The organism is Curtobacterium sp. ISL-83 (assembly GCF_018613895.1).
In the GTDB taxonomy this organism is placed as follows: domain Bacteria; phylum Actinomycetota; class Actinomycetes; order Actinomycetales; family Microbacteriaceae; genus Curtobacterium.
Map to the genome: position 1 here is coordinate 20130 of NZ_JAGGPH010000016.1, position 23010 is coordinate 43139.

At 73.0% G+C, this 23010-nt stretch carries 23 protein-coding genes; 8 read left to right on the forward strand and 15 right to left on the reverse strand.

Translation table 11 applies throughout. The features are described from left to right. The first annotated feature begins 22 nt into the window (after window positions 1-22). Window positions 23-1054, forward strand: coding sequence for a transporter substrate-binding domain-containing protein (locus J7E22_RS14975; RefSeq protein ID WP_214982639.1), 1032 nt, complete (start codon window positions 23-25; stop codon window positions 1052-1054). 430 nt (window positions 1055-1484) lie between these two features. Here J7E22_RS14975 and J7E22_RS14980 read toward each other — a convergent pair whose 3' ends face one another. From J7E22_RS14980 to J7E22_RS14990, 3 genes are read right to left on the reverse strand one after another with little or no spacing between them, the layout of a single operon-like run. After that, complete coding sequence (locus J7E22_RS14980; protein WP_214982640.1) at window positions 1485-2669, reverse strand: LLM class flavin-dependent oxidoreductase; 1185 nt, start codon at window positions 2667-2669, stop codon at window positions 1485-1487. Continuing rightward, window positions 2666-4090 carry an NtaA/DmoA family FMN-dependent monooxygenase gene (locus J7E22_RS14985; protein WP_214982641.1) on the reverse strand — a complete coding sequence of 475 codons (1425 nt, stop codon included), beginning with the start codon at window positions 4088-4090 and terminating at the stop codon, window positions 2666-2668. Before J7E22_RS14985 ends, J7E22_RS14980 begins: the two co-directional genes overlap by 4 nt. After that, complete coding sequence (locus tag J7E22_RS14990) at window positions 4087-5352, reverse strand: LLM class flavin-dependent oxidoreductase (protein WP_214982642.1); 1266 nt, start codon at window positions 5350-5352, stop codon at window positions 4087-4089. Before J7E22_RS14990 ends, J7E22_RS14985 begins: the two co-directional genes overlap by 4 nt. Before the next feature lie 182 nt (window positions 5353-5534). Here J7E22_RS14990 and J7E22_RS14995 point away from each other — a divergent pair, with 182 nt between their 5' ends. After that, window positions 5535-6020 carry a heme-degrading domain-containing protein gene (locus J7E22_RS14995; protein WP_214982643.1) on the forward strand — a complete coding sequence of 162 codons (486 nt, stop codon included), beginning with the start codon at window positions 5535-5537 and terminating at the stop codon, window positions 6018-6020. A 15-nt stretch (window positions 6021-6035) separates the two neighbouring features. Here the strand turns inward: J7E22_RS14995 and J7E22_RS15000 are convergent, their stop codons facing one another. Further along, on the reverse strand, window positions 6036-6845 hold the full coding sequence (locus tag J7E22_RS15000) for a DUF1684 domain-containing protein (RefSeq protein WP_214982644.1): 810 nt from the start codon (window positions 6843-6845) through the stop codon (window positions 6036-6038). A gap of 137 nt (window positions 6846-6982) precedes the next feature. Between J7E22_RS15000 and J7E22_RS15005 the strand changes: the two genes are divergently transcribed. Further along, window positions 6983-7384, forward strand: coding sequence for a RidA family protein (locus J7E22_RS15005; protein WP_214982645.1), 402 nt, complete (start codon window positions 6983-6985; stop codon window positions 7382-7384). Between the two features lie 135 nt (window positions 7385-7519). Here the strand turns inward: J7E22_RS15005 and J7E22_RS15010 are convergent, their stop codons facing one another. Continuing rightward, window positions 7520-8479: an SDR family NAD(P)-dependent oxidoreductase gene (locus J7E22_RS15010; RefSeq protein ID WP_214982646.1), complete on the reverse strand. Its 960-nt coding sequence runs from the start codon at window positions 8477-8479 to the stop codon at window positions 7520-7522. Between the two features lie 166 nt (window positions 8480-8645). Between J7E22_RS15010 and J7E22_RS15015 the strand changes: the two genes are divergently transcribed. After that, entirely contained in the window at window positions 8646-8909 is a 264-nt protein-coding gene (locus J7E22_RS15015) for a hypothetical protein (protein ID WP_214982647.1), read from the forward strand. A gap of 118 nt (window positions 8910-9027) precedes the next feature. Then, a complete protein-coding gene (locus tag J7E22_RS15020) occupies window positions 9028-9912 on the forward strand; it encodes a family 16 glycosylhydrolase (RefSeq protein ID WP_214982648.1) in 885 nt (294 codons plus the stop codon). 130 nt (window positions 9913-10042) lie between these two features. On the opposite strand, the gene J7E22_RS15025 is transcribed toward J7E22_RS15020, so the two are convergent. From J7E22_RS15025 to J7E22_RS15040, 4 genes are all read right to left on the reverse strand, one after another. Then, window positions 10043-11185, reverse strand: coding sequence for a cation diffusion facilitator family transporter (locus tag J7E22_RS15025; RefSeq protein ID WP_214982649.1), 1143 nt, complete (start codon window positions 11183-11185; stop codon window positions 10043-10045). Continuing rightward, window positions 11182-11544, reverse strand: a complete 363-nt coding sequence (locus J7E22_RS15030; protein WP_214982650.1) for a metalloregulator ArsR/SmtB family transcription factor — start codon at window positions 11542-11544, stop codon at window positions 11182-11184. Before J7E22_RS15030 ends, J7E22_RS15025 begins: the two co-directional genes overlap by 4 nt. A gap of 60 nt (window positions 11545-11604) precedes the next feature. Next, window positions 11605-11823 (reverse strand): hypothetical protein, encoded by a 219-nt coding sequence (locus tag J7E22_RS15035; RefSeq protein WP_214982651.1) that lies wholly within the window; start codon window positions 11821-11823, stop codon window positions 11605-11607. Between the two features lie 65 nt (window positions 11824-11888). Next, entirely contained in the window at window positions 11889-12458 is a 570-nt protein-coding gene (locus tag J7E22_RS15040) for a DapH/DapD/GlmU-related protein (RefSeq protein WP_214982652.1), read from the reverse strand. 186 nt (window positions 12459-12644) lie between these two features. Between J7E22_RS15040 and J7E22_RS15045 the strand changes: the two genes are divergently transcribed. Then, a complete protein-coding gene (locus J7E22_RS15045) occupies window positions 12645-13061 on the forward strand; it encodes a VOC family protein (RefSeq protein WP_214982653.1) in 417 nt (138 codons plus the stop codon). A gap of 111 nt (window positions 13062-13172) precedes the next feature. Beyond that, window positions 13173-13310, forward strand: a complete 138-nt coding sequence (locus J7E22_RS15050) for a hypothetical protein (RefSeq protein WP_214982654.1) — start codon at window positions 13173-13175, stop codon at window positions 13308-13310. A gap of 123 nt (window positions 13311-13433) precedes the next feature. On the opposite strand, the gene J7E22_RS15055 is transcribed toward J7E22_RS15050, so the two are convergent. Together J7E22_RS15055 and J7E22_RS15060 are read right to left on the reverse strand one after the other, a co-directional pair. Continuing rightward, a complete protein-coding gene (locus J7E22_RS15055) occupies window positions 13434-15164 on the reverse strand; it encodes an AMP-binding protein (protein ID WP_214982655.1) in 1731 nt (576 codons plus the stop codon). Between the two features lie 134 nt (window positions 15165-15298). Next, window positions 15299-16300 carry an AraC family transcriptional regulator gene (locus J7E22_RS15060; RefSeq protein WP_214982656.1) on the reverse strand — a complete coding sequence of 334 codons (1002 nt, stop codon included), beginning with the start codon at window positions 16298-16300 and terminating at the stop codon, window positions 15299-15301. A 49-nt stretch (window positions 16301-16349) separates the two neighbouring features. Between J7E22_RS15060 and arr the strand changes: the two genes are divergently transcribed. Further along, a complete protein-coding gene (gene arr / locus J7E22_RS15065) occupies window positions 16350-16796 on the forward strand; it encodes an NAD(+)--rifampin ADP-ribosyltransferase (RefSeq protein ID WP_251009234.1) in 447 nt (148 codons plus the stop codon). Between the two features lie 273 nt (window positions 16797-17069). Here arr and J7E22_RS15070 read toward each other — a convergent pair whose 3' ends face one another. From J7E22_RS15070 to J7E22_RS15085, 4 genes are all read right to left on the reverse strand, one after another. Beyond that, window positions 17070-18959 (reverse strand): family 43 glycosylhydrolase, encoded by a 1890-nt coding sequence (locus J7E22_RS15070; RefSeq protein ID WP_214982658.1) that lies wholly within the window; start codon window positions 18957-18959, stop codon window positions 17070-17072. A gap of 172 nt (window positions 18960-19131) precedes the next feature. Next, the gene (locus J7E22_RS18315; RefSeq protein ID WP_214982659.1) at window positions 19132-20127 is read right to left on the reverse strand and encodes a helix-turn-helix domain-containing protein; all 996 of its coding nucleotides are present in this window, start codon (window positions 20125-20127) and stop codon (window positions 19132-19134) included. Window positions 20128-20393: 266 nt separating this feature from the next. Further along, window positions 20394-21383, reverse strand: a complete 990-nt coding sequence (locus J7E22_RS18320; RefSeq protein ID WP_214982660.1) for a helix-turn-helix domain-containing protein — start codon at window positions 21381-21383, stop codon at window positions 20394-20396. Window positions 21384-21611: 228 nt separating this feature from the next. Continuing rightward, window positions 21612-22808 (reverse strand): ScyD/ScyE family protein, encoded by a 1197-nt coding sequence (locus J7E22_RS15085; protein WP_214982661.1) that lies wholly within the window; start codon window positions 22806-22808, stop codon window positions 21612-21614. Between the last annotated feature and the right edge of the window lie 202 nt (window positions 22809-23010).

Consider the following 23010-nt stretch of genomic DNA (forward strand, 5'->3'; position numbering starts at 1 on the left):
CCTGATCCGACCCTGGAGAACCATGTCCCCGTCTGCCCCCTCCCGCTGGCGCGACCGCGCCGGAGCGGCTGCCATCACCACCGTCCTCACCGTGGGCGTCGCCGCGGCCCTGACCGGCTGCGCCGCCGGAGCCACCGCCAGCACCGGCACCGGCTCCTCCGACGGGCGTGTCACGATCGGTGCCGCGTCGAACGGTGCCGCGACCGAGTCGACGCTCGCCGTCACCGAGGACACGACGCTCCACGACGCGCTCCCCGCCGGTGTCCGCAAGGCCGGCACGCTGACCATCGGGATCGGCGCGCTCCCGTCCGGCTTCCCGCCGCTCGCGTTCACCGGCGACGACCAGAAGGCCCTGACCGGGTCCGAGCCCGACCTCGGCCGATTGGTCGCGGCGAAGCTCGGCCTGCAGCCGAAGGTCGAGAACGCGACGTGGGACAACCTGTTCGTCGGCATCGACGGTGGGAAGTACGACGCCGGGTTCTCGAACGTCACCGTGACCGAGCAGCGGAAGGAGAAGTACGACTTCGCGTCCTACCGGCAGGACAACCTCGCCCTGCAGGTCCTGGCGACGAGCTCCCTGCGCTTCCGGGGCGACCCGTCCGTCCTCGCCGGCAAGACGATCGCCGTCAGCGCCGGCACGAACCAGGAGAAGATCCTGCTCGAGTGGCAGAAGACGCTCCAGACGAAGGGCGACCGCCTCACGATCAAGTACTACCCGGACGGCAACGCCGTGACGCTCGCGCTCGACTCGGGGAAGATCGACGGGTACTTCGGCCCCAACCCCACGATCGCCTACCAGAACCGACAGAGCACGCACAGCGCGCACCCGACCACCACCGCGGGGACGTACTCCGGTGCGGGGGCGTCGCTGCAGGGGCTCATCGCGGCGACGACGAAGAAGGGCAGCGGGCTCGCGAAGCCGATCCAGGGTGCGATCAACGAGCTCATCGAGGACGGCACCTACGCCAAGTGGTTGCGCGCGTACAACCTGTCGAACGAGGCGGTCGCGCACTCCGAGGTCAACCCGGAGGGGCTGCCGCTCGACAACAGCTGACGCGACCGGTCCTGCCCGACACCCCCGCCGCCGTCCGGTCACGGGGGTGTCGGGCGTGCGGGGCCCCGGGCCGGTGCGCCGGCAGTTGCGAGCGCATGAAGCGACCATGCACCAGCCGATCGACGCGCGGAAGGTCGGAACACGCACACGCACTGGATTGGCGCGCATGCTTCGACCGACCACGCGGGGATCGACGCGTGGAACGTCGGAGCATGCCGACCCATCGACGCGAGGGGCGGCACCCGACCGTGCGTCGGACGGGAGGCGCGGGGCCTGCCGGCACCGTGCCTCCCGTCCGGACCGTGGTCGCAACGCGCGGGGCGCGACGCGTGACGCGCGACGCCGAGGGCGCACGACACGCCGCTCACCTCGTGAGGTGAGCGGCGTGTTCTGCAATCTCGGCGGACTGCGGGCGGCGTGTCCTGCGGCTTCAGGCGACCCCGAGCCCGAGCCCGGTGCGGGTCGAAGCCGCGATTCCAGCCGAGTCCAGCCGCGCGGACGCGGCGCGACGGGACGCCCACTCGTCCGCGAGCAGCTCGTAGGAGCGCACGCGCGCCTCGTGGTCGTGCGTGATCGTCGTCACGAGGAGCTCGTCCGCTCCCGTCACCCGCCGCAGGACCTCGAGCCGGTCCGCCACGTGCGCAGCATCCCCGACGAACCGGGTCGCGACACGGTCGGACACCCCGGCGGCGGCGTCGGCGTCGAGCGGGGTCGCGCGGGCCTCGTCCGGGGTCGGGTACGGGATCGCACCGACGCCCGAGCGGATCGACGAGACCCACTGCGGGTACCCGAGCGCGAGCTCGTCGGCCTCGGCGGCGGTACGCCCGACCACGACGTCCGCCGACACGATGACGTGCGGGGCGTCGAGCGCCCCGGGCCGGAAGGCGTCCCGGTACGCCTGCACCGACGCCAGGACCGTGCCCGGCGCCGAGTGGTAGTTCGCGCCGTACGGCAGGCCGAGGGCACCCGCGATCCGGGCGCTCTCACCACCGGTCGACCCGTGGATCCACAGCTCGACGTGCGCACCCGTGGCGGGCGGCGCCTCGACCACGCCGTCGTTCCAGGTGTGGGTGCCGGCGAACAGGGAACGGATCAGGTCGAGTTCCCCGGCGAACCGGTCGACGTCGCCGGGGACGCGGCCGAGCAGCTGCCCCTGGAGCGCGAACCGGCTGCCGGGCGCGATGCGGAAGTCGAACGGCGCGGGGACGAGCAACCCGTCGACCACCTGGTCCGCGCGTGGGGCCAGCGACGCCGGCTTCGGCGTGCCGGGGGCCGGCGCTCCCGACCGCCCGAGGCCCACGTCGAACCGCGGTCCGTACAGCCCGGCGAGCGTGCCGAAGGTCTCCCCGATCTGGAGCCCGCGCACGTTCCCGACGAGCGTGGCGGCGCTGCCGACCCGGATCGTCGACGTCGCCCCGGCGACCGCGCCGATCACGATCGTCGGCGCGCTGCCGGCGACGCCGGGGTTGAGGTGGTGCTCGGCCAGCCAGTACCGGGCGTACCCGGCGCGTTCAGCGCGCTGCGCGAGGTCCACGGTGTTCCGGAGCGCGGCGCCCGGCGTGGATCCGGTGCTGACCGGGACGAGGTCGAGGACCGAGAGCGGCACGGCGCTCATGCGGACACCACCGTGGTGGACGGCTTGCCCGACGACGCGGTCAACGCTGTGGTCGATGCCGCGGTCGACGCCGCACGCTCGACGACCGTGCTGGGCAGGCCGAGCGTCTCGCGGAGCGTGGCGCCCTCGTCGTACGACGAGCGGTACACCCCGCGCTCCTGCAGCAGCGGCACCACGGTGTCGACGAACTCGTCCAGTCCGTACGGGTTCGTGTGCGGCACGACGACGAACCCGTCGCACGCGCGCTCCTGCACGTACCGGTCGATCTCGGACGCGATGTGGGCCGGGGTCCCGACGAAGCCACCTCGTGTCGAGACCCGCACGACGAGGTCGCGGATCGACAGGTCCTCGGCCGCCGCCAGGTCCCGCCACTGCTGGACGGTCGCGGTGACGTCCCTGACGTGCCGGACGCGGCCGCGGGTGATCTCGGCGCTCTCGAGGTCCGGTTCGATCGTCGGCAGCGGGCCGTCGACGTCGTACGACGACAGGTCGCGGTTCCAGATCTGCTCGAGGAACGCGATCGCCGTCGCCGGGCTCACCTGGGCACGGCGGATCAGGCGAGCCCGCTCCTCGGCGTCGGACGCGGTGTCGCCGAGCACGAAGGTCGCGCCCGGCAGGATGTGCAGCCCGTCCTTCGACCGCCCGGCCCGCTCGAGCCGTGCGGTGACGTCCCGGAAGAAGGCCTGCGCGTCCCCGAACTCGGTGTGCAGGGAGAACACCACCTCGGCGTGGCGGGCGGCGAGGTCACGGCCCTCGTCGGAGTCCCCCGCTTGCACGACCACGGGGTGTCGCTGTGGACTCCGCGGGACCGGGAACGTGCCCGTCACGTCGAACTGCGGACCGTGGTGGTCGACGTCACGGATCCTCGACCGGTCGGCGAACACCCCGGTGGCTGTGTCTGTCACGACGGCGTCCGCCCGCCACGAGTCCCACAGTTCGCGGGAGAGTTCGATGAACTCGGCTGCACGGGTGTACCGGTCGGCGTGGGCGAGGAACCCGCCCCGCCGGAAGTTCGCCCCGTGGAAGGCGTCCGAGCTCGTCACGACGTTCCACCCCGCGCGCCCGTCGGTGAGGTGGTCGAGCGTGGCGAGCTGCTTCGCGAGTTCGACCGGCTCGTTGAACGTCGTCTGCAGCGTCCCGACCAACCCGATGTGCGACGTCACGCCAGCGAGAGCCGCGAGGATCGCGAGGGTGTTCGGTCGGCCGACGACGTCGAGGTCGTGGATGCGGCCCTTCTGCTCGCGGAGCCGCAACCCCTCGGCCAGGAACAGGAAGTCGAAGCACCCGCGCTCGGCGTTCCGGGCGAAGTGCTCGAAGGACGAGAACGCGATCTGGCTCTCGGCGCGCTCGTCGCTCCAGACGGTGGTGTTGTTCACGCCGGGGAAGTGCGCGGCGAGGTGGACCTGGCGTTTCGTGGTCATGCGAGGGCCCCCGAGGAGCGCGACGGAGCTGGGACCGACGCGCCGGCGCGCGACGGACGGGCGTACCGGCTGACGGCCGGAGCGATCCCGAGCCGCGTGCGCAGGTCGACGGTCGGACGGGAGGCGACGTCGGCCCGCAGACCGGCCGTCACGAGCGCGGGGACGAGCTGCCGCGCGATCGCCGAGGAGTCCACCGGGACGCGGAGCGGGCGGAGACGCACGCCGGCGTACCCGAGACCCCGGAGGTCCTCGATCAGCGACACGAGCTCGGGCACCGTCGTCGCGAGCACCTCGGCGTCCGACGTCCCCGAGTACGGTGCTCCGGCCGCCTCGTCGAGCGCAGCGAGCGCGTCAGCCGCGGCGGCGGGCGACGGCCCGAGGAGCACCGCGAGGTCCGCGAGGACCGGCCGACGGATGTGGGAACGGGCCGCCTGCTCGGCGTCGCGGACGTGTGCCAGCGCGTCCCGTGCCTCCCGTCCGTCGACGCCGGGCGTGACCAGCACGACGTCGGCCACGTCCACGGCGAACCGTGCCGCGTCTGCCACGCGCGTCAGCGACGCGGAGCCCCACCCGCTCACCGACGCGAAGACCGGCGGCCGCCCCTGCGGTGACCGCGGCACGATCGACGCGCCGTGCACCCGGACGTACTCGCCCTCGAAGGACGCGTCGTGGATGCGGTCGCGGTCGATGAACCGACCCGACGGGACGTCACGGATGATCGCGTCGTCGTCCCAGCTGTCCCAGAGGCGGCTGACGACCTCGGCGACCTCGCGGGCCTCGGCGGACAGGTGCGCTGTGTCCAGGTGCGCTGCGGTCCGGTCGTCGGGTCGGCGACGGCCGAAGAGGGCCGCCTCGCGGGCCGTCGGACTCACCTCGATCCGCCAGCCGGCCCGCCCGAGCGAGACGTGGTCGAGGGTCTGGAGGCCCGTGGCGACGTGGAACGGTTCGGTGTGCGTCACCGAGACGGTCGGTACCAGACCGATCGCGCGGGTCGCCGGCGCGACGGCGCTCGCGACGAGGAGCGCGTCGAGGTGCCCGACCACGGTCCGCGTGTCGAGGTCGCGGTCGCCGTCGGTGGGGCCCGCGGTGAAGGAGTCCTCCAGCGTCACGGCGTCGACGCCCTGTCGGTCCTGCTCGACGACGAGGTCCCGCCAGTACGGGAGGCTCGTGGTGCGCCGGGCGGTCGGGCCGGCGGTCCGCCAGGCGGCGGGGTGCCAACCCGCGCCCCGGAGCGCGGTGACGAGGGTGATGCGGTCGGTCATGCGGCGACGCTACGGGGCGAGGTGCTCCTGCGGCGAGGGTGTTGCGGTGCGTGACCGACGGTGTCGTCGTGTGACGGGCGCGGGGCGCTGGGCGTCATCGGGCGTCACGCCGGGGTGGCGGTACTCGGAGCCGCCGACACCGCGGTGGGTAGCGTGGTGCCACGACCACCCGGGAGGACCCCATGACCGACGGCACCGAGTACCTCGCCCTGTCCACCGAGGACAAGCTGCGGACGCTCCTCGACGAGGAACGCGAGCTCGACTTCGACGCGTTCGACCTGGAGGACGCGTGGGCCCTCGGCTCGTGGCTCCGGAGCACGGCGCTCGACCGGGGGCTGGGCATCGCCTGCGCCGTCGCGTTCGGCGAGCAGCGGGTCTTCCACGCGGCGACGCCCGGGTCCGGCGCCGTCAACGACGCCTGGCTCGACCGGAAGTTCCGCGTCGTCCGGCACTTCGGGCACTCGACGCTCGCCGTGCGGACCGATTACGAGCGCGGCGGCAGCTCCTTCGCCGAGGCTGCGGCGCTCGACCCGCTCACCTACCAGGCGGCGGGCGGCGGGTTCCCGCTGCGGCTCCGTGGCGCCCTGATCGGGACCGTCGGGGTGAGCGGGCTCGAGATGCACCACGACCACGCCCTCGTGGTGGAGGCGCTGCGCGCGCACCACTGAGCGGCTGGCGGCGGGTCAGGCCGGGAGGCGCTCCCCGGCTTCGACCGCGACGTCGAGCCGGTTCTCGGCCGGCGGCAACGGGCAGGTGGCGTGCTCGGTGTAGGCGCACGGCAGGTTCGTCGCCCGGTTGAAGTCGATCCGGGTCGCTCCTGAGGCGTCGGGGGCCGGCACCTCGAGACTCCGGGTTGCTGCGTACGTCGTGACGCCGCTCGTCCGGTCGATGAAGAGCACGAGGAGTCCGCCGTCCCGCCCGTTGAACGCGAGCAGCGATCGCGGCCCGTCGAGGTCGAACGTCAGCGTCCCCGGTGCCTCGAACACGTGCTGGAGTCCGTCGACCACCGACCCGACCGTCACGGCACGGGGTGCGTCGAACGGCTCGAAGTGCGCATCGACCGCGAACGCCTGGTCCGGTTCGTACGCCGGCGTCCCCCGGTACCCGACGCGGAGCGGAGCACTCGGGCGGCGCGGACGGATGACGTCGCTGCCCCCGCGTCGGGCGACCTCGATGACGATGGACTCGTCGCCGTCGTGCCACCTCACCGTCGGCGCGGAGCGGTCGGCGAGCGGTCCGAACCGGTGCGTGCCGGTGACCGGTGCACCGTCGATCTCGAGCGTCTCCCCCTCGGCCAGTTCGACGACGGGACCGTCGTCACCGGTCGACCACGCGCCGGGGGCGTCGTCGTACCGTTCCGCGTCGGCCTGCAGCCAGTGCATGCCGGTGATCGCGAGGAACCCGTGCTCACTCGCACGGTCGGCCTCGTGGGCGTCGTGCCACGTGGTCCACGCGCGGGCGAAGTCGGTCGCGGTCGGGGTCGTCGTGCTCATGGGACGACCGTACGTCGTCCCGCGACCCGCGTGTCCCTGCGCGTCGCGCGAGGTCACACGCGGGCGATCGCTGGTCGGGTCCCCGCGATGCGGCGCCGGCCACCGCGCGGCCGACGTCCCTCTGCCAGAGTCGACCCATGACCGCAGTGCAGCTCGTCCGCTCGACCACCCTCAGCGCGGCGGAGTACGCCCACGCCGCGACCGTCCCGGCCGGGGTGCGCCTCGTGTTCCTCGCCGGCGCGTGCCCGCTGGACGCCGACGGCCGGACCGTCGCCGTCGGTGACCACGCCGGCCAGGCCGCACAGTGCATCGCGAACCTGCGCCAGGCACTCGTGGACGCGGGTGCGGCCATCACCGACGTCGTCTCGACCCGCGTGCTCGTCGCCTCCACCCGACAGGCCGATCTGGTCGCCGCGTGGCAGGTCGTCCGCGACGCCTTCGGCGACCACGACGTCCCGAGCACCCTGCTCGGCGTCACCGTCCTCGGGTACGACCACCAGCTCGTGGAGATCGAAGCCGTCGCCGCCCGCGCGGAGTGACTCGCGCCTCCCGTCTGTCGCCCCGGACCGTCAGTACCGGGGCAGGTTGACGGCATGGTGCGCGGTTGTTCCGGCGCACCATGCCGTCAACCTCGCACCGAGCGGTGGCCGGTGACCGGTCGCGCGCGCCCGCCGTCAGCGCCGAGCGGTCCGCAGCCCGAGGACCACGGCGCCGAGCACGCCGGCCCACACGAGCGGGCGGGTGACCCGCCGGCGCTTCGCGACCCAGCCGCCGTCGACGGCGTTGCCGGCCTCGGCCGACGCGTACAGGTTGCCGTCCGTGGGCTCTTGCTTCCCGCGGAGCGCGAACGTCTCCACCATCGGCCCGGTGATCCGGTGGAAGGCCCACGGCACGATGAACTCGGCCGACACGAGCGACGCCTGGAACCGCCCGACGTACCGGTTGCGCTTCGGGTGCAGGGCCTGGGCGACGACGGCCTTCGCCGCTCGCTGGACGGACACGGTCGGGGGCAGCGGGTGCGACGCCTTGCCGGTGTAGTTCGCGCCGTTCTGGTAGATCGGCGTGTCGATCGTCGAGGGCAGGACCGCGCCGAAGCGGATCCCGGTGCCCTGGAACTCGTCCGCGAGGACGTCGGCCAGGCCGAGGGCCGCGTGCTTGCTCGTCACGTACGCGGACTGGTACGGCGCGGACAGCAGGGACTGGATCGACCCGACGAGCACGTACGTCCCCGATCCCCGCTGCTTCCAGTGCGGCAGCAGTGCCTTCACGGCGTGCACGTGCCCGTACAGGTTGGTCTCGAGGACGCGCTTGAACGCCTCGGTCGGGGTCTGGTCGAACCGCCCGTAGACGAACAGGGCCGCGTTGCCGACGAAGACGTCGATGCGGCCGAACCGCGAGGTGGTGGTCCCGACCAGGTCCTTGACGGCGTGTTCGTCCGCGACGTCGGTGGGGATCGCGATGGTCTCGGCACCGAGCGCCCGGCACTCCTCGGCGGCGGCCTCCAGGCTCTCCCGACCACGGGCGGCGACGACGAGCGTGGCGCCCTCACGAGCGAACTCGTGCGCAGCAGCCCTCCCGATGCCGCTCGATGCTCCGGTGACGACGACGATCTTCCCGCGGAACCGATGTGCCATGTGCTCGTTGGTACGCGGTCGCGGCTCCGACACCATCCAGCGCGCCGTACCCCGAGTCCAGCGCGACACCCCGAGTCAGCGCGCTCTCCCCCGAGTCCGGCGCGGAAACCCGCGTCCGACCGTCGGAGCCTTCCGCAACTCCCGTGGCGGGTGGCACGATGGCCGCATGCGCAAGGACGAGCTCACCGTGGAGGAGGCGACCGCGATCACCGAGCACGCCCGGTCCGGCTCCCTCCCCCTCGACGACCCGGAGATCCGGAAGGTGGTCGAGCAGGCCAACCGGACGCTCGTCCGCGCGCAGATGTGGGGCGAGGACCGCAGCCCGAAGCTCCGCCGCCGGCGCCGGTTCGTGGCGGCCGGGGCGCTGTTGCTCGTGCTGGTGTGGGTCGCCGGCCTGCTCGTCCCGCTCGCGACGCACTTCGGCCAGTAGCCGGAGTCCGGCCACCAGCCGCGGCATCCCTCGCCCCCCGTTCGCGCCCGGGTAGCCGCGCACTGCGGGTTGTGACGGCAGCCTGGTGCCCATCCCGCGCAGCCCGCAGACTCGCGGGATGGACCAGGGAACCCCGATCGACCGCCGCCGCTTCGTCACACTCGGCCTCGCCGGCACAGCCGCCACCGCGATCGGCACAGCGACCCTCGCCGCCGCGTCCCCCGCGAGTGCCGCACGAGCCACGAGCACGGCGCGCAGCACGACCAGCAGCACCACCACGACCGGCACCCTCATCGCGGCCGACGAGTTCGACGGCCCCGCGGGCAGCGCCCCGAACAGCGGCATCTGGCGCTTCGACACCGGCGCCGGCGGCTGGGGCAACGGTGAACTGGAGACGTACACCGACTCCCGCCGCAACTCCGCGCTGGACGGCGCGAGCAACCTGGTGATCACCGCCCGCCGCGAGGCTGACGGCTCGTACACCTCGGCCCGGCTGAAGTCCGAGGGCACCTTCACGGCGCAGTACGGCAGCATCCAGGCCCGCATCAAGATCCCCAGGGGGCAGGGCATCTGGCCCGCGTTCTGGATGCTCGGCGCGGACATCGGCCAGGTCGGCTGGCCGGCCTGCGGCGAGATCGACGTGATGGAGAACGTCGGCTTCGAGCCCGCCGTGGTCCACGGCACGGTGCACGGCCCCGGGTACTCCGGCGCCCAGGGGCTCTCGAGCCCGTACACCAACCCCGGCGGGGCACCCTTCGCGGACGCCTTCCACGTGTTCGGCGTCGACTGGCGCCCCGGCTCCATCAGCTGGACGGTCGACGGCGTCGCGTACAAGACGGTCACGCCGGCGGACACCAACGGCAACCCGTGGGTCTTCGACCAGCCCTTCTTCGTGATCCTCGACGTCGCGGTCGGCGGGAACTGGCCCGGCTCCCCGGACGCGTCGACCCGGTTCCCACAGCAGATGCTCGTCGACTGGGTGCGCGTGTACCAGAACGCCTGACCCCGTACGGCGGGTCCCATGGCGCGTCCGCGCAGCAGCGCCCGTCCCACAGGTGGCCGCCCACCGGACGGGAGGCGCGGTGCCGGCCGGTGGCGCGCCTCCCGTCCGACCGGTGGTCGCGGCCGGAGCGTCAGACGGTCGCGCCGGGCGCGTCCGCCCGGCTGGGGACGGGGGTGACCGTGAAGGTGTCGAGGTTGCCGACGGCCGCGCGTGCCCGAGTGGTCGCCGCGTCGGCGACGCGCGTGGCGTCCCCGAGGTCGCTCGCGGCGTCGACCTCCACGGTGGCGGAGCCGGTGAGGCGGTGCCCGATCCAGCGGAGTCGGACGTCCGTCACGCGACGGACACCGGCGACGTGGGCGACTGCGTGCTCGAGACGGTCCAGGAGCTCCGGGTCGACGGCGTCCATCAGGCGCGCACCGATCGACTTCACGGTGCCCCACAGCAGCAGCACGATCGACACCGCGATGAGCAGACCGATGATCGGGTCGGCGAGCGGGAAGCCGACCAGGACCCCGATCGCACCGAGGACGACGGACAGCGACGTGAACCCGTCCAGGCGCGCGTGCACGCCGTCGGCCACCAGCGCCGCCGAACCGATGCGACGGCCGACGCGGATGCGGTAGATCGCGACGGCCTCGTTGCCGAGGAAGCCGACCACGCCGGCGAGCACCAGGAGCCAGGGCTGCTCGATCGGGCGGGGGTGCAGGAGGCGGTCGATCGCCTCCCAGCCGGCGACGACAGCGGACAGGGCGACGACGAACACGATGAACATGCCGGCGAGGTCCTCGGCGCGGCCGTACCCGTACGTGTGGCGTCGGGTCGCTGCTCGTCGGCCGAGGACGAACGCGACCCAGAGCGGGACGGCGGTGAGGGCGTCGGCGAAGTTGTGCACGGTGTCGGCGAGCAGTGCGACCGAGCCGGTGAGTGCGACGAGGACCGCCTGCAGCACGGTCGTCGCGAGCAGGATCGCCATGCTGACCTGGAGGGCTCGGATGCCCGCGGAGCTCGCTTCCATGGCGTCGTCGATCGAGTCGGCGGCGTCGTGGGTGTGCGGGACGAAGAGGTCGTAGAGGAAGCCCCGGACGCCGCCGTGGGGGTGGGAGTGTCCGTGGTCGTGGCCGTGCGGGTGGTCGTGGTCATGACCGTGCGGGTGACCGTGGTCGTCACCGTGTGGGTGGGAGTGCCCGTGGTCGTGCGGCTCGTGCCCGTGCGGGTGGTCGTGCCCGTGCGGCTCGTGGTCGTGGTCGTGCACGTGGACGTCCGGGCCGCTCATGCGCGCACCTGCTCCGGCCGGTGGTGCGGTGCCGAGCCGACCACGTGCTCGGCCTGCTTCACCGCGTCGATGACGAGTTCCGAGGCGTGTTCGTCCGTCAACCGGTAGAACGCCGTGGTGCCGTCCCGCCGCGTCGACACCATCCGGGCGAGCCGGAGCTTCGCGAGGTGCTGCGACACCGCGGCGGGGCTCTTGTCCACGACGTCGGCCAGGTGGTTGACGCTCATCTCGTCGGCGTTCCGGAGCGCCAGGATGATCTTCACGCGCGTCACGTCGGCGAGCATCGCGAAGACCTCGACGGCGAGCTCGACGTACTCGGACTCCGGACTCAGTCCGCACATCTGCTTGTCTACGTGCATACGCAGATTATGCCGGACAGCACGAGGTCGCCCGAACGCAGGAGCCCTGCGACCGATCGGTCAGCGACCGTCGCGCGCGGCGCGCGCCGTGAGCCAGAGGAACGTGCTGTGCCCGGCGAGCGCGAGCCCGAAGAACACGGCGCCCACCGCGTAGACCCGGGCGAGGTTCCCGGCACCGAGCAGGAGCATCACGATGCAGTAGATCACCGCAGCCGACAGCACGCCGACCTGCACCATGGACCAGATGCGGCGGTAGCGGGGTTGTCCTTGATCACTCACGGGAGGCCATTGTCCTCCATCGCCGTGCATGCGCCCAGTCCGCGGGCGGTGGCCGACGGGAGTGCTCAGGCGGGCACCTCGAGCTCACGGATCCGCTTCGCCGGGACGCCCCCGTACACGCCGTGGGACCGGAGGTGACCGCTCACCACCGCGCCGGCCGCGACCACGACGTCGTCGTCGATCACGGCACCCGGCAGGATCACGGCACGACCACCGATCCACACGCGCTCCCCGATGGACACCGGACGGCCGCTGGGCGCCTCGGTCCAGTGTCCGAGCCGCTCGGTGTCCGACGGGTCGTCGAGCGCGTGGTGGCTCGTCGCGATGAGGACCTGCATGCCGATGGCCGCGTTCGCGCCGATGGTGACGGGCGCGATCGCCTCGATCGTGACCTCGGTGTTGCAGTACACACCGGGGCCGATCGTGAGGTTGCGCGGTGTGCCGCGCAACGAGAACCGGGCGCCCGGACCGGACTCGACGTGCGCGCCTGCCGCGTTCAGCAGGAACCGGCGGACGACCCGCGGCACGAGTGCCGAGCCGAGCAGTGCCGTGAAGCGGAGGTACTCCCAGCCGTGGACGGCGTCCTCGCGCAGCCGACCCGCCGCGGTGGACGGCCGTGCAGTTGCAACGCTCATGGGACTCCCGTCGTTCGGTGAGCGCGGCGGATCGCGCCCACCAGGACACTAGGGAACGGGCGTGCGCGCTCGGCAACCGGGTCGGCCACGTTGCGTGATTCTTGCGGTCCTTCCGCAGGGAGTCCGGCGTCTGCCACGATGGTCGCCACACGACGACGACGCCGTGCGGACCGCGAGGAAACCACCATGACCGTGAACCTGAACCCCTACCTGGGCTTCCGCGACCAGGCCCGGGAAGCGCTCGACTTCTACCACTCCGTCTTCGGCGGGGAGCTCAAGGTCGGCACCTTCGGCGAGATGATGCCGACGGCCGACCCGGCGGACGCCGACAAGGTGATGCACGGCCAGATCGAGGGCGAGCACGGCGTGGTCCTCATGGCCTCGGACGCCCCGACCGGCATGGAGGGTCCGACCGTCAGCAACATCTCGGTGTCCCTGAGCGGCGACGACGAGGCGTTCCTGACGCGCTGCTGGAACGGGCTGGCCGAGGGCGCGAACGTCATCGAGCCCCTGACCAAGGCGCCGTGGGGTGACACCTTCGGCATGCTCACGGACCGCTTCGGCATCACCTGGCTCGTGAACGTCAGCGGCGTCGCGGCCTGACCGGCTGGCCGCGTCCGCCGTTCGACCGACGGACCATCCCGGGCGCGTCGGCGGGAATGCCCGGAGCCCGTCCGATGTCGAACTCTGCACCGACGACGGAAGGACCACCCCATGAACCACGAGCGCCAGCAGAGCACCCGTCCCGCCGACGCACGCCCCTGCGTGCCCACCACCACCGCGACGGTCCTGCACGACGACCACCAGCCGTCCTTCGGCCGCTGGCTCGGCCAGATCAACGGTCACCGCTGAGCGCAACGGTCACCGCTGAGCGCACCGGTCACCGCTGAGCGCACCGGCCGACGCTGACGGCGCTGACCCGGTGCCGGACGGGAGGCGCGTGGCGACGCCGCCACGCGCCTCCCGTCCGCAGTCCTAGCGCCGCGGCCCACCCGCGCGCAGCTCCGGGAAGTCCGCATCCCGCCACTCCCCCGCGATGCGCTCGCCCGCCGCGGCCGCGGCGACCTCGCGCTCCCGCAGCTCGACCCGACGGATCTTGCCCGAGATCGTCTTCGGCAGGACCGCGAACTCGACCCGGCGCACCCGCTCGTACGCGGGCAGGGCGGTCCGCGCGTGCAGCAGGACCGCGGCGGCGGTCTCCGCGGTCGGCTCCCAGCCGGCCGCGAGGGTCACGTACGCCTTGACCACGTTCAGCCGGGCGTCGTCCGGTGCCGGGACCACCGCGGACTCGGCGACGGCGGGGTGCTGGAGGAGCGCGCTCTCGACCTCGAACGGCGACACCTTGTAGTCGGAGGACTTGAAGACGTCGTCGGTGCGGCCGATGAACGTCAGCTGGCCGTGCTCGTCACGGGAGGCGATGTCGCCGGTGTGGAAGTGCCCGTCGCGCAGGGCGTCGGCCGTCCGCTCCGGGTCGCCCAGGTAGCCCGCCATCAGGTTGACCGGCACGCGGTCGAGGTCGAGGCACACCTCGCCCTCGTCGCCCGGCTCGCCGGTCAGCGGGTCGAGCAAGGTCACCGAGACACCGGGGAGCGGCATGCCCATCGCGCCGGGGCGGATGTCCGTGCCCGGGGTGTTGCCGATGATCGCGGTGGTCTCGGTCTGGCCGTACCCGTCGCGGATCGTGAGCCCCCACGCGGACCGGACGCGGTCGATGACCTCGGGGTTGAGCGGCTCGCCGGCGGACACGACCTCGCGGAGGGCGCCGGGCCGGGAACCGAGGTCGGACTGCAGCATGAGCCGCCACGCGGTCGGCGGCGCGCAGAACGACGTCACCTGCGCGCGTTCGAGCTGTGCCAGCAGCGCGGCGGGGTCGAACCGCGGGGTCTCGTGCACGAACACCGTGGCCTCGGCGATCCACGGGGCGAAGAAGCAGCTCCAGGCGTGCTTGCCCCAGCCGGGCGAGCTGATGGCCTGGTGGACGTCGCCCGGACGGACGCCGAGCCAGTACATCGTGCTGAGGTGCCCGACGGGGTACGAGGTCTGGGTGTGCACGACCATCTTCGGCCGCGACGTGGTCCCCGACGTGAAGTAGATCAGGCACGGATCGGACGCTGCCGTGGCGACCGTTGGCAGTACCTCGTCCGCTGGGGCCGGGTCGCCGAGGTCGGTCGGGTACGCGGTCCAGCCGTCCGCCGCCCCGCCGATCACGATGCGGCCGAAGCCACCCGTCACCGGTCCGTACTTCGGGGTCTCACCGACGGTGGTGACGACGTGCGCGACGCCGCCCCGGTCGATGCGGTCCTGCAGGTCCGCCGTGTCGAGCATGGTCGAGGTCGGCAGGATCACCGCGCCGACCTTCATCACGGCGAGCATCGTCTCCCACAGCTCGAGCTGGTTGCCGAGCATGATCAGGACGTGGTCGCCCTTCCGGACGCCGTTCGCGTGCAGGAACGCGGCGAGCCGGTCCGAGCGGGCCGACATCTGCGCGTAGGTCATCCGCGTCTCGACGCCGTCCTGGTCGACGATCCAGAGCGCGAGCCGGTCGTTCCCCCGTGCGATCTCGTCGAACCAGTCCGTCGCCCAGTTGAACGTGTCGCCGACGTCCGGCCAGCGGAAGTCCCGACGGGCGCGGTCCCCGTCGGTCCCGGCGGACAGGAGCAGGTCGCGGGCGGACCGGATGGCGGCGGTGGCGTTCGGGTTGGGCATGGAGCGATCATGCCGGACGCGACGGTCTGCTGCCTGGAGGCGCGGGGCGGGCTGGCAGCGCGCCTCCCGCCCGAGCACGGTCGGCGCGACCGTCGTGGCGCCCGCTGGGCGCGCCTGCCCGTCCCGTTCGTGCGTCAGACGGTGTCGGACGGCTGGGCTGGTGCGCCGATGGACGCACCGTCGCGCCGCCTCAGTGCGTCGGTGGCCGCGCCCTCGAGACGCCGTCGTCCCTGCGTCAGGGTGTCGCTCGGCATCTCGCCGAACGCCACCGCGTACACGGCCGCGAACCGACCGAGGTGGCCGATGCCCCAGCGTCGGGCGACCTCGCCGACGGACTCCCCGTCGCCGGCCAGCAGGTCGTGACGGATCCGTTCCAGGCGGTACCGGCGGAGGTACGCCAACGGCGTCTCACCGAGTTCGTCCTGGAAGGCCTGCTGCAGCGTCCGGTCGCTGATGCCCGCGGCACCGGACATGTCGCTCGTGAGCACCACGGAGGCGGCGTGGTCCCGGGCGTAGCGGCTGGCGGTGTCGACGGATCCGAGGCCTCCGCCGACGGCGTTCCGGACCGGCAGCACGTCGAGCAGGACCTCGGCGACCCGCACGTCCAGCGCGGAGCGGTCCTCCGCCGTGGTGTCCCGCGACGCGACGGGGGCGACGACCTCGTCGAGGAGCCGGCCGAGCCGCTCCGCGCACCCGGGGACCGCGTCGGCCTGCCCGAACTCGACGAGCTCCGGCAGCGGGCGCCCGGCCAGCGCGGCACGGGTCTGCAGCCAGGCGTCGGACACGTGGAGCGCGAGCACCAGACCGGTGCGGATCGCGAAGTCGACCGGCGTGCAGGCCGACACGACGACGGGGTTCCCGGCCGATGCGGTGCGGACGGCGCCGGTCGAGTCGGTGATCGTCACGGACCCGTCGTTCGTCCAGATGACCATGTGGTCCGCGCGCGGCTCGAGGGAGCCGGTGCCGTGTCGGTCGATGCGCAACCGGACCGTCGCGACGCGGTCGTTGCCGGCCCAGCGCAGCTCGAGGCGTTCGTCGCACCGCACGTCGACGCGCTGCCCGTACACCGTGCCGAGCCACCCGCGGAACTCGCTGACGCGGCCCGAGAGCGATTCCTGCCGGAAGCCTCCGTCCATGACCCTGATCCTGGCAGAACACGCGCTTTCCGGACCGAGCGGTGATCCGATGCGCGCGACGAGGGCCGCGACTACGCTGAGCCGCGTGATCCAGGCGTCGGACCAGGGACCGTTCTTCCACGGCACGAAGGCCGACCTCGGCGTGGGCGATCTGCTCACCGCGGGGTTCCGGTCGAACTACCGCCCCGAGGTCGTGATGCGCCACGTGTACTTCACCGCGCTCCGTGACGGTGCCGGTCTCGCCGCGGAGCTCGCGGCCGGTGACGCTGCCCCGCGGGTCTACGCCGTCGAGCCGACCGGACCGTACGAGGACGACCCGAACGTCACCGACAAGAAGTTCCCCGGCAACCCGACCCGGTCCTACCGCAGCACCGAGCCGCTCCGCGTCGTCGGGGAGGTCACGGACTGGACGCGGCTGACCCCGGAGGCCCTGCAGGGGTGGCGGGACCGGCTGGCTGCGCTGCGGGCCGACGAGCGCGGCGAGATCATCAATTGACCGACTGATCAGCTGTCCGTTCTGCGCGAGCGGGATCGGTGCGACGGCCACGTTCTCGTACCGGTTTCGCGGCGACGCGCTGCACACCCTTGCACGCGGGGAACGGGGAGGGCCATGCTGCACCTGGCCGCAGTCATGCGCTGGATCCCGTTCTCAGCGGCGCCCCGGACAGGAGCGTCGGCCACGCGGATGCCGCCGCCGTGACCCGAACCGGCAGCGGCATCCGCGACCCGCGCCGGAGCCGGCCGTCGGCCGGCCGGCGGGCGTCGGGCGTCACCGCCGCGCGGGCACCACCGTGCTCACGCGCAGGTCGTCGAACGTGCTCGTGAAACCGGAGCCACCGAGCGAGATCAGCCCGATGCGGGGCAGCGAACCGAGGGCCGCCGTCCACGTGCCGCCGCGGACGAAGTGCCGACCGTCGAGGCTCGTGTACGCGGTGTAGTGGTCCTCGCCGCCGACGACCCGGTGCACGATCCGGAGCGTGGTGCGGTCGCCGACCGGGCCCACCACCATGTTGCCGTAGTTCGGCGCGCCGGCCGGTTGCGGCGTGACCTCCTTCCCGAACTCCGTCTGCCGGGTGTTGAAGATCGAGTTCGACACGAGCCGGACGTAGTTGCCGTCGTCGCCGTAGACGATCAGCCCACCCTGCACGTAGTTGAACGCGTCACCGGTGGCCGGGGTGTCGACGGCGACGGTCGTCTGGAGCACGTAGTCACCGGGGGGCGCGGGCTCGCTCAGCACGGACGCGAGCGGTGTGGCCGGCGGGTGCAGGTCCGCGGCTTGGGTCTGCCACCGGAACGCGCCGCCGCTGACCGAGAACGTCGACGGGTCCGGCTGGCGGGTCCACGTGAGCGACGGCGGCAGCGCCGTGCCGTCGAACGAGGTGGACGCCGAGCGGATCAGCCGACCGGGAACGTCCACCGGAGCGGTGGTCGGCCGGTAGGCCGGACGCTCGCCGGGCTGTGCGACGGGACCGGGCTGCACGGTGTCGGACGGACCCGCTCCCCCGCGGACGACCGGCCACCCGTGCTGCCAGTCCAGCGGGTCGATGAGCGCCGGGCGCTTCGTGTACGTCGCCTGGCCCGCGTAGTAGGGATCGGTCCGGTCGACGGCGTGGTAGATGATCCAGTCCTGCCCGGCGAAGTCCGTCACGACCGTGTTGTGCCCCGTGCCGACCCAGCGGTTGCCGTTCTGCGCGAGCAGGGGCGTGCCGCCGACGCGGGGACTGGTGATCGCGACGCCGTCCCGGTCGGTGAACGGCCCGAGCGGGCTGCGGGACCGGGCGACGAACACGCCGTACCCCGTGAGCGCGCCGTTGCAGCAGTTCGTGGCGGAGCCCATGAAGTACCACCAGCCGTCGTGGTGCATCAGGTACGTGCCCTCGTACCGGTTGTCGATCGCGATGAGCTGCTCGGTCGCCGGGTCCGAGCGCAGGCCGTCGGCGCTGAGCAGCCGCACGTGCACGCCGCCGAAGTAGCTGCCGAAGTACACGTAGGTGCGCCCGTGGTCGGTGATGACCTCCGGGTCGAACTCCCAGCGCTGGCCCTGGCCGTTCGCCGCCGCCTGCGGAGCGACCACCGGTCCGCCGGAATCGGTCCACGGTCCCGTCGGACTCGAGCTCGTCGCGACGCCCACGGCCGATCCGCCGCCGGTGGGGCCGGTCGCCGAGGGCGTGTCCGACGCCGCGTAGTAGAGGAACCACGTGCCGGCGCGTCCGTGCGAGCCGGCCCGGTACACGACGTCGGGGGCCCAGATGCCGTTCGCGTCGCCCACCCAGGCGGGCTTGGTCGCGAACGCGTCGCCGACGTACGTCCAGTGCGTCAGGTCGGTGGACCGGTAGGTCGGCACCGTGTGCTGCACGAGCGAGCCGTCGGGGTTCCGTTCGGTGGCGGTCAGCGCGTCCGTGGTGCAGTACAGGTACCAGGACCGGTCGCGGCCGGTGCCGTGGACCGCACTCGGGTCCGCGCAGCTCGCGGCCGTCTGCCCGTCGGGCAACTGCAGGGCCATCGGGTTCTGGTGCGTCGGCGCGGTGGTGCCACCGCGCGTGACGGTGACGGCCGGGGCGGCCGCCGCCGGTGCGGCGAAGGCTCCGGACGGGAGGCTCGGGGTCGCGATCGCGAGGAGGGTCGCGACGGTGAAGAGTGCGGTGAGTCGACGGCGCACGGGGACCTGCTCTCGACGGTGAGGCGGTGATCGGTGGTGCGGGCGAGCGTACCCGCGGGGTCCGCCACGGGTTGTGATCCGCGGCTTCGGGACGATGTCCGCTGCCGCCGACGCAGGGGCCCGATGCCGGCGCGCCTGGACGCCCGACGACTCGGCAGGTGACCGGACGGCGTCAGCGCCGGAGGGTGGCGCTCGGGTGCTCGCCGAAGCGCTTGCCGTACTCCCCGGCGAAGCGGCCGAGGTGCACGAAGCCCCACTGCCGCGCAACTGTCCCGACCGTGGTGGCCTCCGGCGTCGCGGCCCGCAGTTCCTCGTGCACACGACGGAGCCGGGTCTCGCGCAGGAAGAGCGTCGGCGTGGTGTCCAACACGTTCCGGAAGTGCTCCTGCAGGGTGCGGACGCTGACGTCGGCGGCGGCCGCGATGGACTGCGCGGTGAGGGGCTCGTGGGCGTGCGCCTCGATGAACTCGACCGCCCGCCGGAGCCGCGCACGTTCGGGGACGAGCAGCGCGGGGTCGTACCCGGCGAGCCGGGGCGGCGAGAACTCGAGGAACGCCCGGACGACGGCGCGGGACGCCTCGGTCCACGCGAGTGACGGCCACCCACGGGTGACGAACGTCCGGGAGGCGGTCTGCACCGCCGTCGTCAGACCCCGCACCGCCGCGGTGGACGGTGCCCGGTCGTGGTCGAACGAGATCCGGTCGCCCTCGAGCGGCGCGACGTCCCACTGTTCGGCAGCCACGTCCTCCACCAGGCCGCGGTGCATGTGCACGAGGCGCTGGTCCCAGTCCCGCGCGTCGAACAGGAAGGGTCGATCGAGCGGGAACAGCACCGGGCCGCCGGGGCTGACCGGCAGCTCGTCGACGTCGAGGCGCACCCGGGCACGACCGGAGTCGAGCCAGCGCACCACGACCTCGTCGCCCGTGTGGGCTTCGCCCCGGACGGCGCCGGTCGCCCGGGTCCGGCGGAGCGAGACCCCGGTGTCGCCGAAGGCCGCGTACCGCAGGCGCAGGCTCCCGGTCGGTCCGACGACACGCCACCCCTCGCCGCCGTAGAGCGCGGCCAGTCGTTCGAGGGACCCGTCCGTGTCGGTCCCGGCGATGGAGATCCGGACGGCCGAGCGCTCGGTGGGGCCGTCGGGCACCGGTTCCGTCGTGGGTGCGCTCACCGTTCGTCGGCGAGCGTCGTCGCGGCGAGGTCGCGACGCGTGATGGTCGGTGGCATGGTCGTTCCCTCCCTGTGGCACGGTCGATCGGCGCGGCAACGGACCGCGCGCGGTGTCGGCGGTCCTGCTCGGAACGCTAACCGTGGGCGGAGGGCCCCTCCCGCCGATGCGGGGAAGACGACGCGTGTCGTCCACGGTCAGCGCGATCCGTCCACACCCCCTCTGTCGGGGCATCCGGGAACCGCGAGCCGGAGACGCGGAACGCACGGTCAGCGCTCGAGCGTCTGCCGCGGCAACTCCCCGTACTCCTGCCGGTATCGCGCGGCGAACCGGCCGACGTTGCTGAACCCCCAGCGCCGGGCGATGCTCGAGACCCCGGTCGTGCCCGGGTCCGCCCGCAGCAGGTCGCCACGGGCGGATGCCAGCCGGACGGTCCGCAGGTGCTCGCTCGGGGTGGTGGACAGGGTCCGCTGGAAGGCTGCCTGCAGGGCCCGGACGCTCAGGCGGGCCGCTGCCGCGATGTCCTCCACCCCGATCGGACGGTCGGCGTTGTCCTCGATGAAGGTCACCGCTCGGCGCACCGCGGTCGAGAGGACCACACCCTCCACCGCGGTGCGACGCTCGACGACGTCGATCGGGAACGTCGTGAGGGCGGTCGCGAACAACGCGTCGACGGCGGTCCGTCGCATCAGGTCGTGGCGGAGGAGTTCCCGGTCGGCCAGGACCCCGCCGGCGAACTCGGCCGCCTGCCGCCAGCGTGCCGCGTGCACCGGGGACAGCGGGGCGACGCCGTCGAAGTGGAGCACCGTTCCCGTACGCTCGCTCGCGAACCGGGTGAGCGCCTCGACGGACAGGTTCACCATCACGATGTCGAGGTCCTCCGACGACGACGTCCCCGTTCCCGGGCGCAGCAGGAACGCGTCGTCCGGGTCAACCTCGGTCCCGTTCGACGCCGCCCGGTACCGCCCGCTCGTGCGCAGCCCGACGCCGAGGACCCCCTCGAAGTCGACCTCCAGTTCGGCGGGGGCGCTGATCCGGAACCGCGCCACGTTCGCGCGCTCGTCGCCCCGGACGTCCTGCCGGAAGCGGAACGGCGTCGAGCCCTCCTGCAGGCGCACCCGGTGGTACAGCCGCCGGATGAGCGCTTCGGCACGGTCCGGCTCGTCCGTCGCGAAGGCGTCGTCGATGATCACGCGGGTCCTCCGTCCGGTCGAGTTGCCGGAGAAGGTGCACATCGCGGCGTTCGAGCCTCCGGGCACCGACGGAGATCGTACGAAACCGGCGCGCGTGGCCCGGCGAGGGTCGCGCGAACCGGATCACGTCGGACGCAGCGGTCGACGCGACCGACGGACGAACAGGAGGCGCGGTGCCAGCTGGCACCTGGGCCCCCACCGGCCGGTACCGGACAGACGCGCCAGCGGCTGTCCGGCCGTGTCCGGTGGGGAGCCTCCTGTCAGCGGGATCGCGGCCTCACGATCCGTTGCCGGTCACTGCCAGGTGCGCGCCCCGTCGTCACCCCAGTGGCCGTGCCCGTGCCGGTCGACCGGACTCCACCGCACCAGCTTGCCGATCGGTTGCGGGCTCCCCGCCGCGTCCGGGACGTACGCGTCGATCGTGGCGTACACGGAGCCGTCACGGAGTTCGACGGCACCGGGCGACGGGACCGCGAACGTCTGGACGACCCGACCGGACCACGGTGCGACGAGCGAGATCTGCCCCGTCCCGGCGGGCCCGCCGAACAGTTCCGTGACGAGCAGCATGCCCGTCCGCTGGTCGACCGCCAGGTTCGTCGCGCCGACGAAGCCGCGCGCCACGAGTCGGACCGCACCGTCCCACGGGTTCACCCGGTAGACGCTGCCGCGGGCACCGAGCGCCGCACTCTCCGGGCCGCCCGGCAGGGCGGTCACGTACAGCCAGCCGTCCGGACCCTGCTCGACGTCCGTCGGGACGGGCTCGAACGCGTACCGGTACCCGATGACACAGGACGGGAAGCCGAACCCGGCGGCCGTCGCGGCGGTGACGGTGAGCGGCGGCTGTGCGGGCAGCACCGCGACGGTCGACACGCGGCCGTCGTAGCCCACCCGGAGGATGTCGTTGCCACCGGCGTCAGCGACGTACACGCCGCTCCGCAGGGCCAGCGACGCGTACGGGTGCGAATCGACGAGCCCGTGGTAGCTCGCAGGTCCCGCCGGGCCCGTGGGACTGATCTGTGCCGCGCAGCTCGCCGGGAGCCCGCGGAACCCGTACTGGTTCACGTGATCCGGGTTCACGCGTGCTTCGTACGCTCCCAGGTCGGCGACCTGTCGGGCGGCTCCGCGCGGCGGCAGTGCCATCAGACGTGCGATGCCGTGCGGCTGGTCGTTCTGCGCGGAGTAGACGGTGCCATGTCGGGACGACACCGCCCCGATCTCCTGTCCGGTCGTGGCCGTCGCGAGGGTGGTGGTCCCGCGGCCGGGTGTGACGCCGTTGAGTCGCCCGGCGAAGTTCTGCGTGACGTCGATGCGGCCCGACCGCTCGACCTCGAGCCCGAGCGGGGAGACGAGACCACTGGCGAGGGTGGTGGCAGCGCCGAGGCTCAGGTCCGGGAGGTGCGGGTCCCGCCCGTGGGCCTGGGCGGGTGCGGCGACCGCCGTGATCGCGAGTGCGATCGCGGCGGCCGCGCCGATGATGTGTCTGCGGTGCATGGTGCGCTCCTCGATGGAGGTTCCGGGTACGAAGACGCGGTGCCGCACGATCGCGCGATCGCGCGAGCAGGGTGTCTGGAGGCGGGCACGGCTGATCGCCGCCCGTCGCGTCGGGCATGACGGGGAGACCGGCAACGTCGTCGTCTCCGGTCGCATCCCTGTCGGGCGTCGGCATCAGAACTGCCGACGGCTGCACCCTATG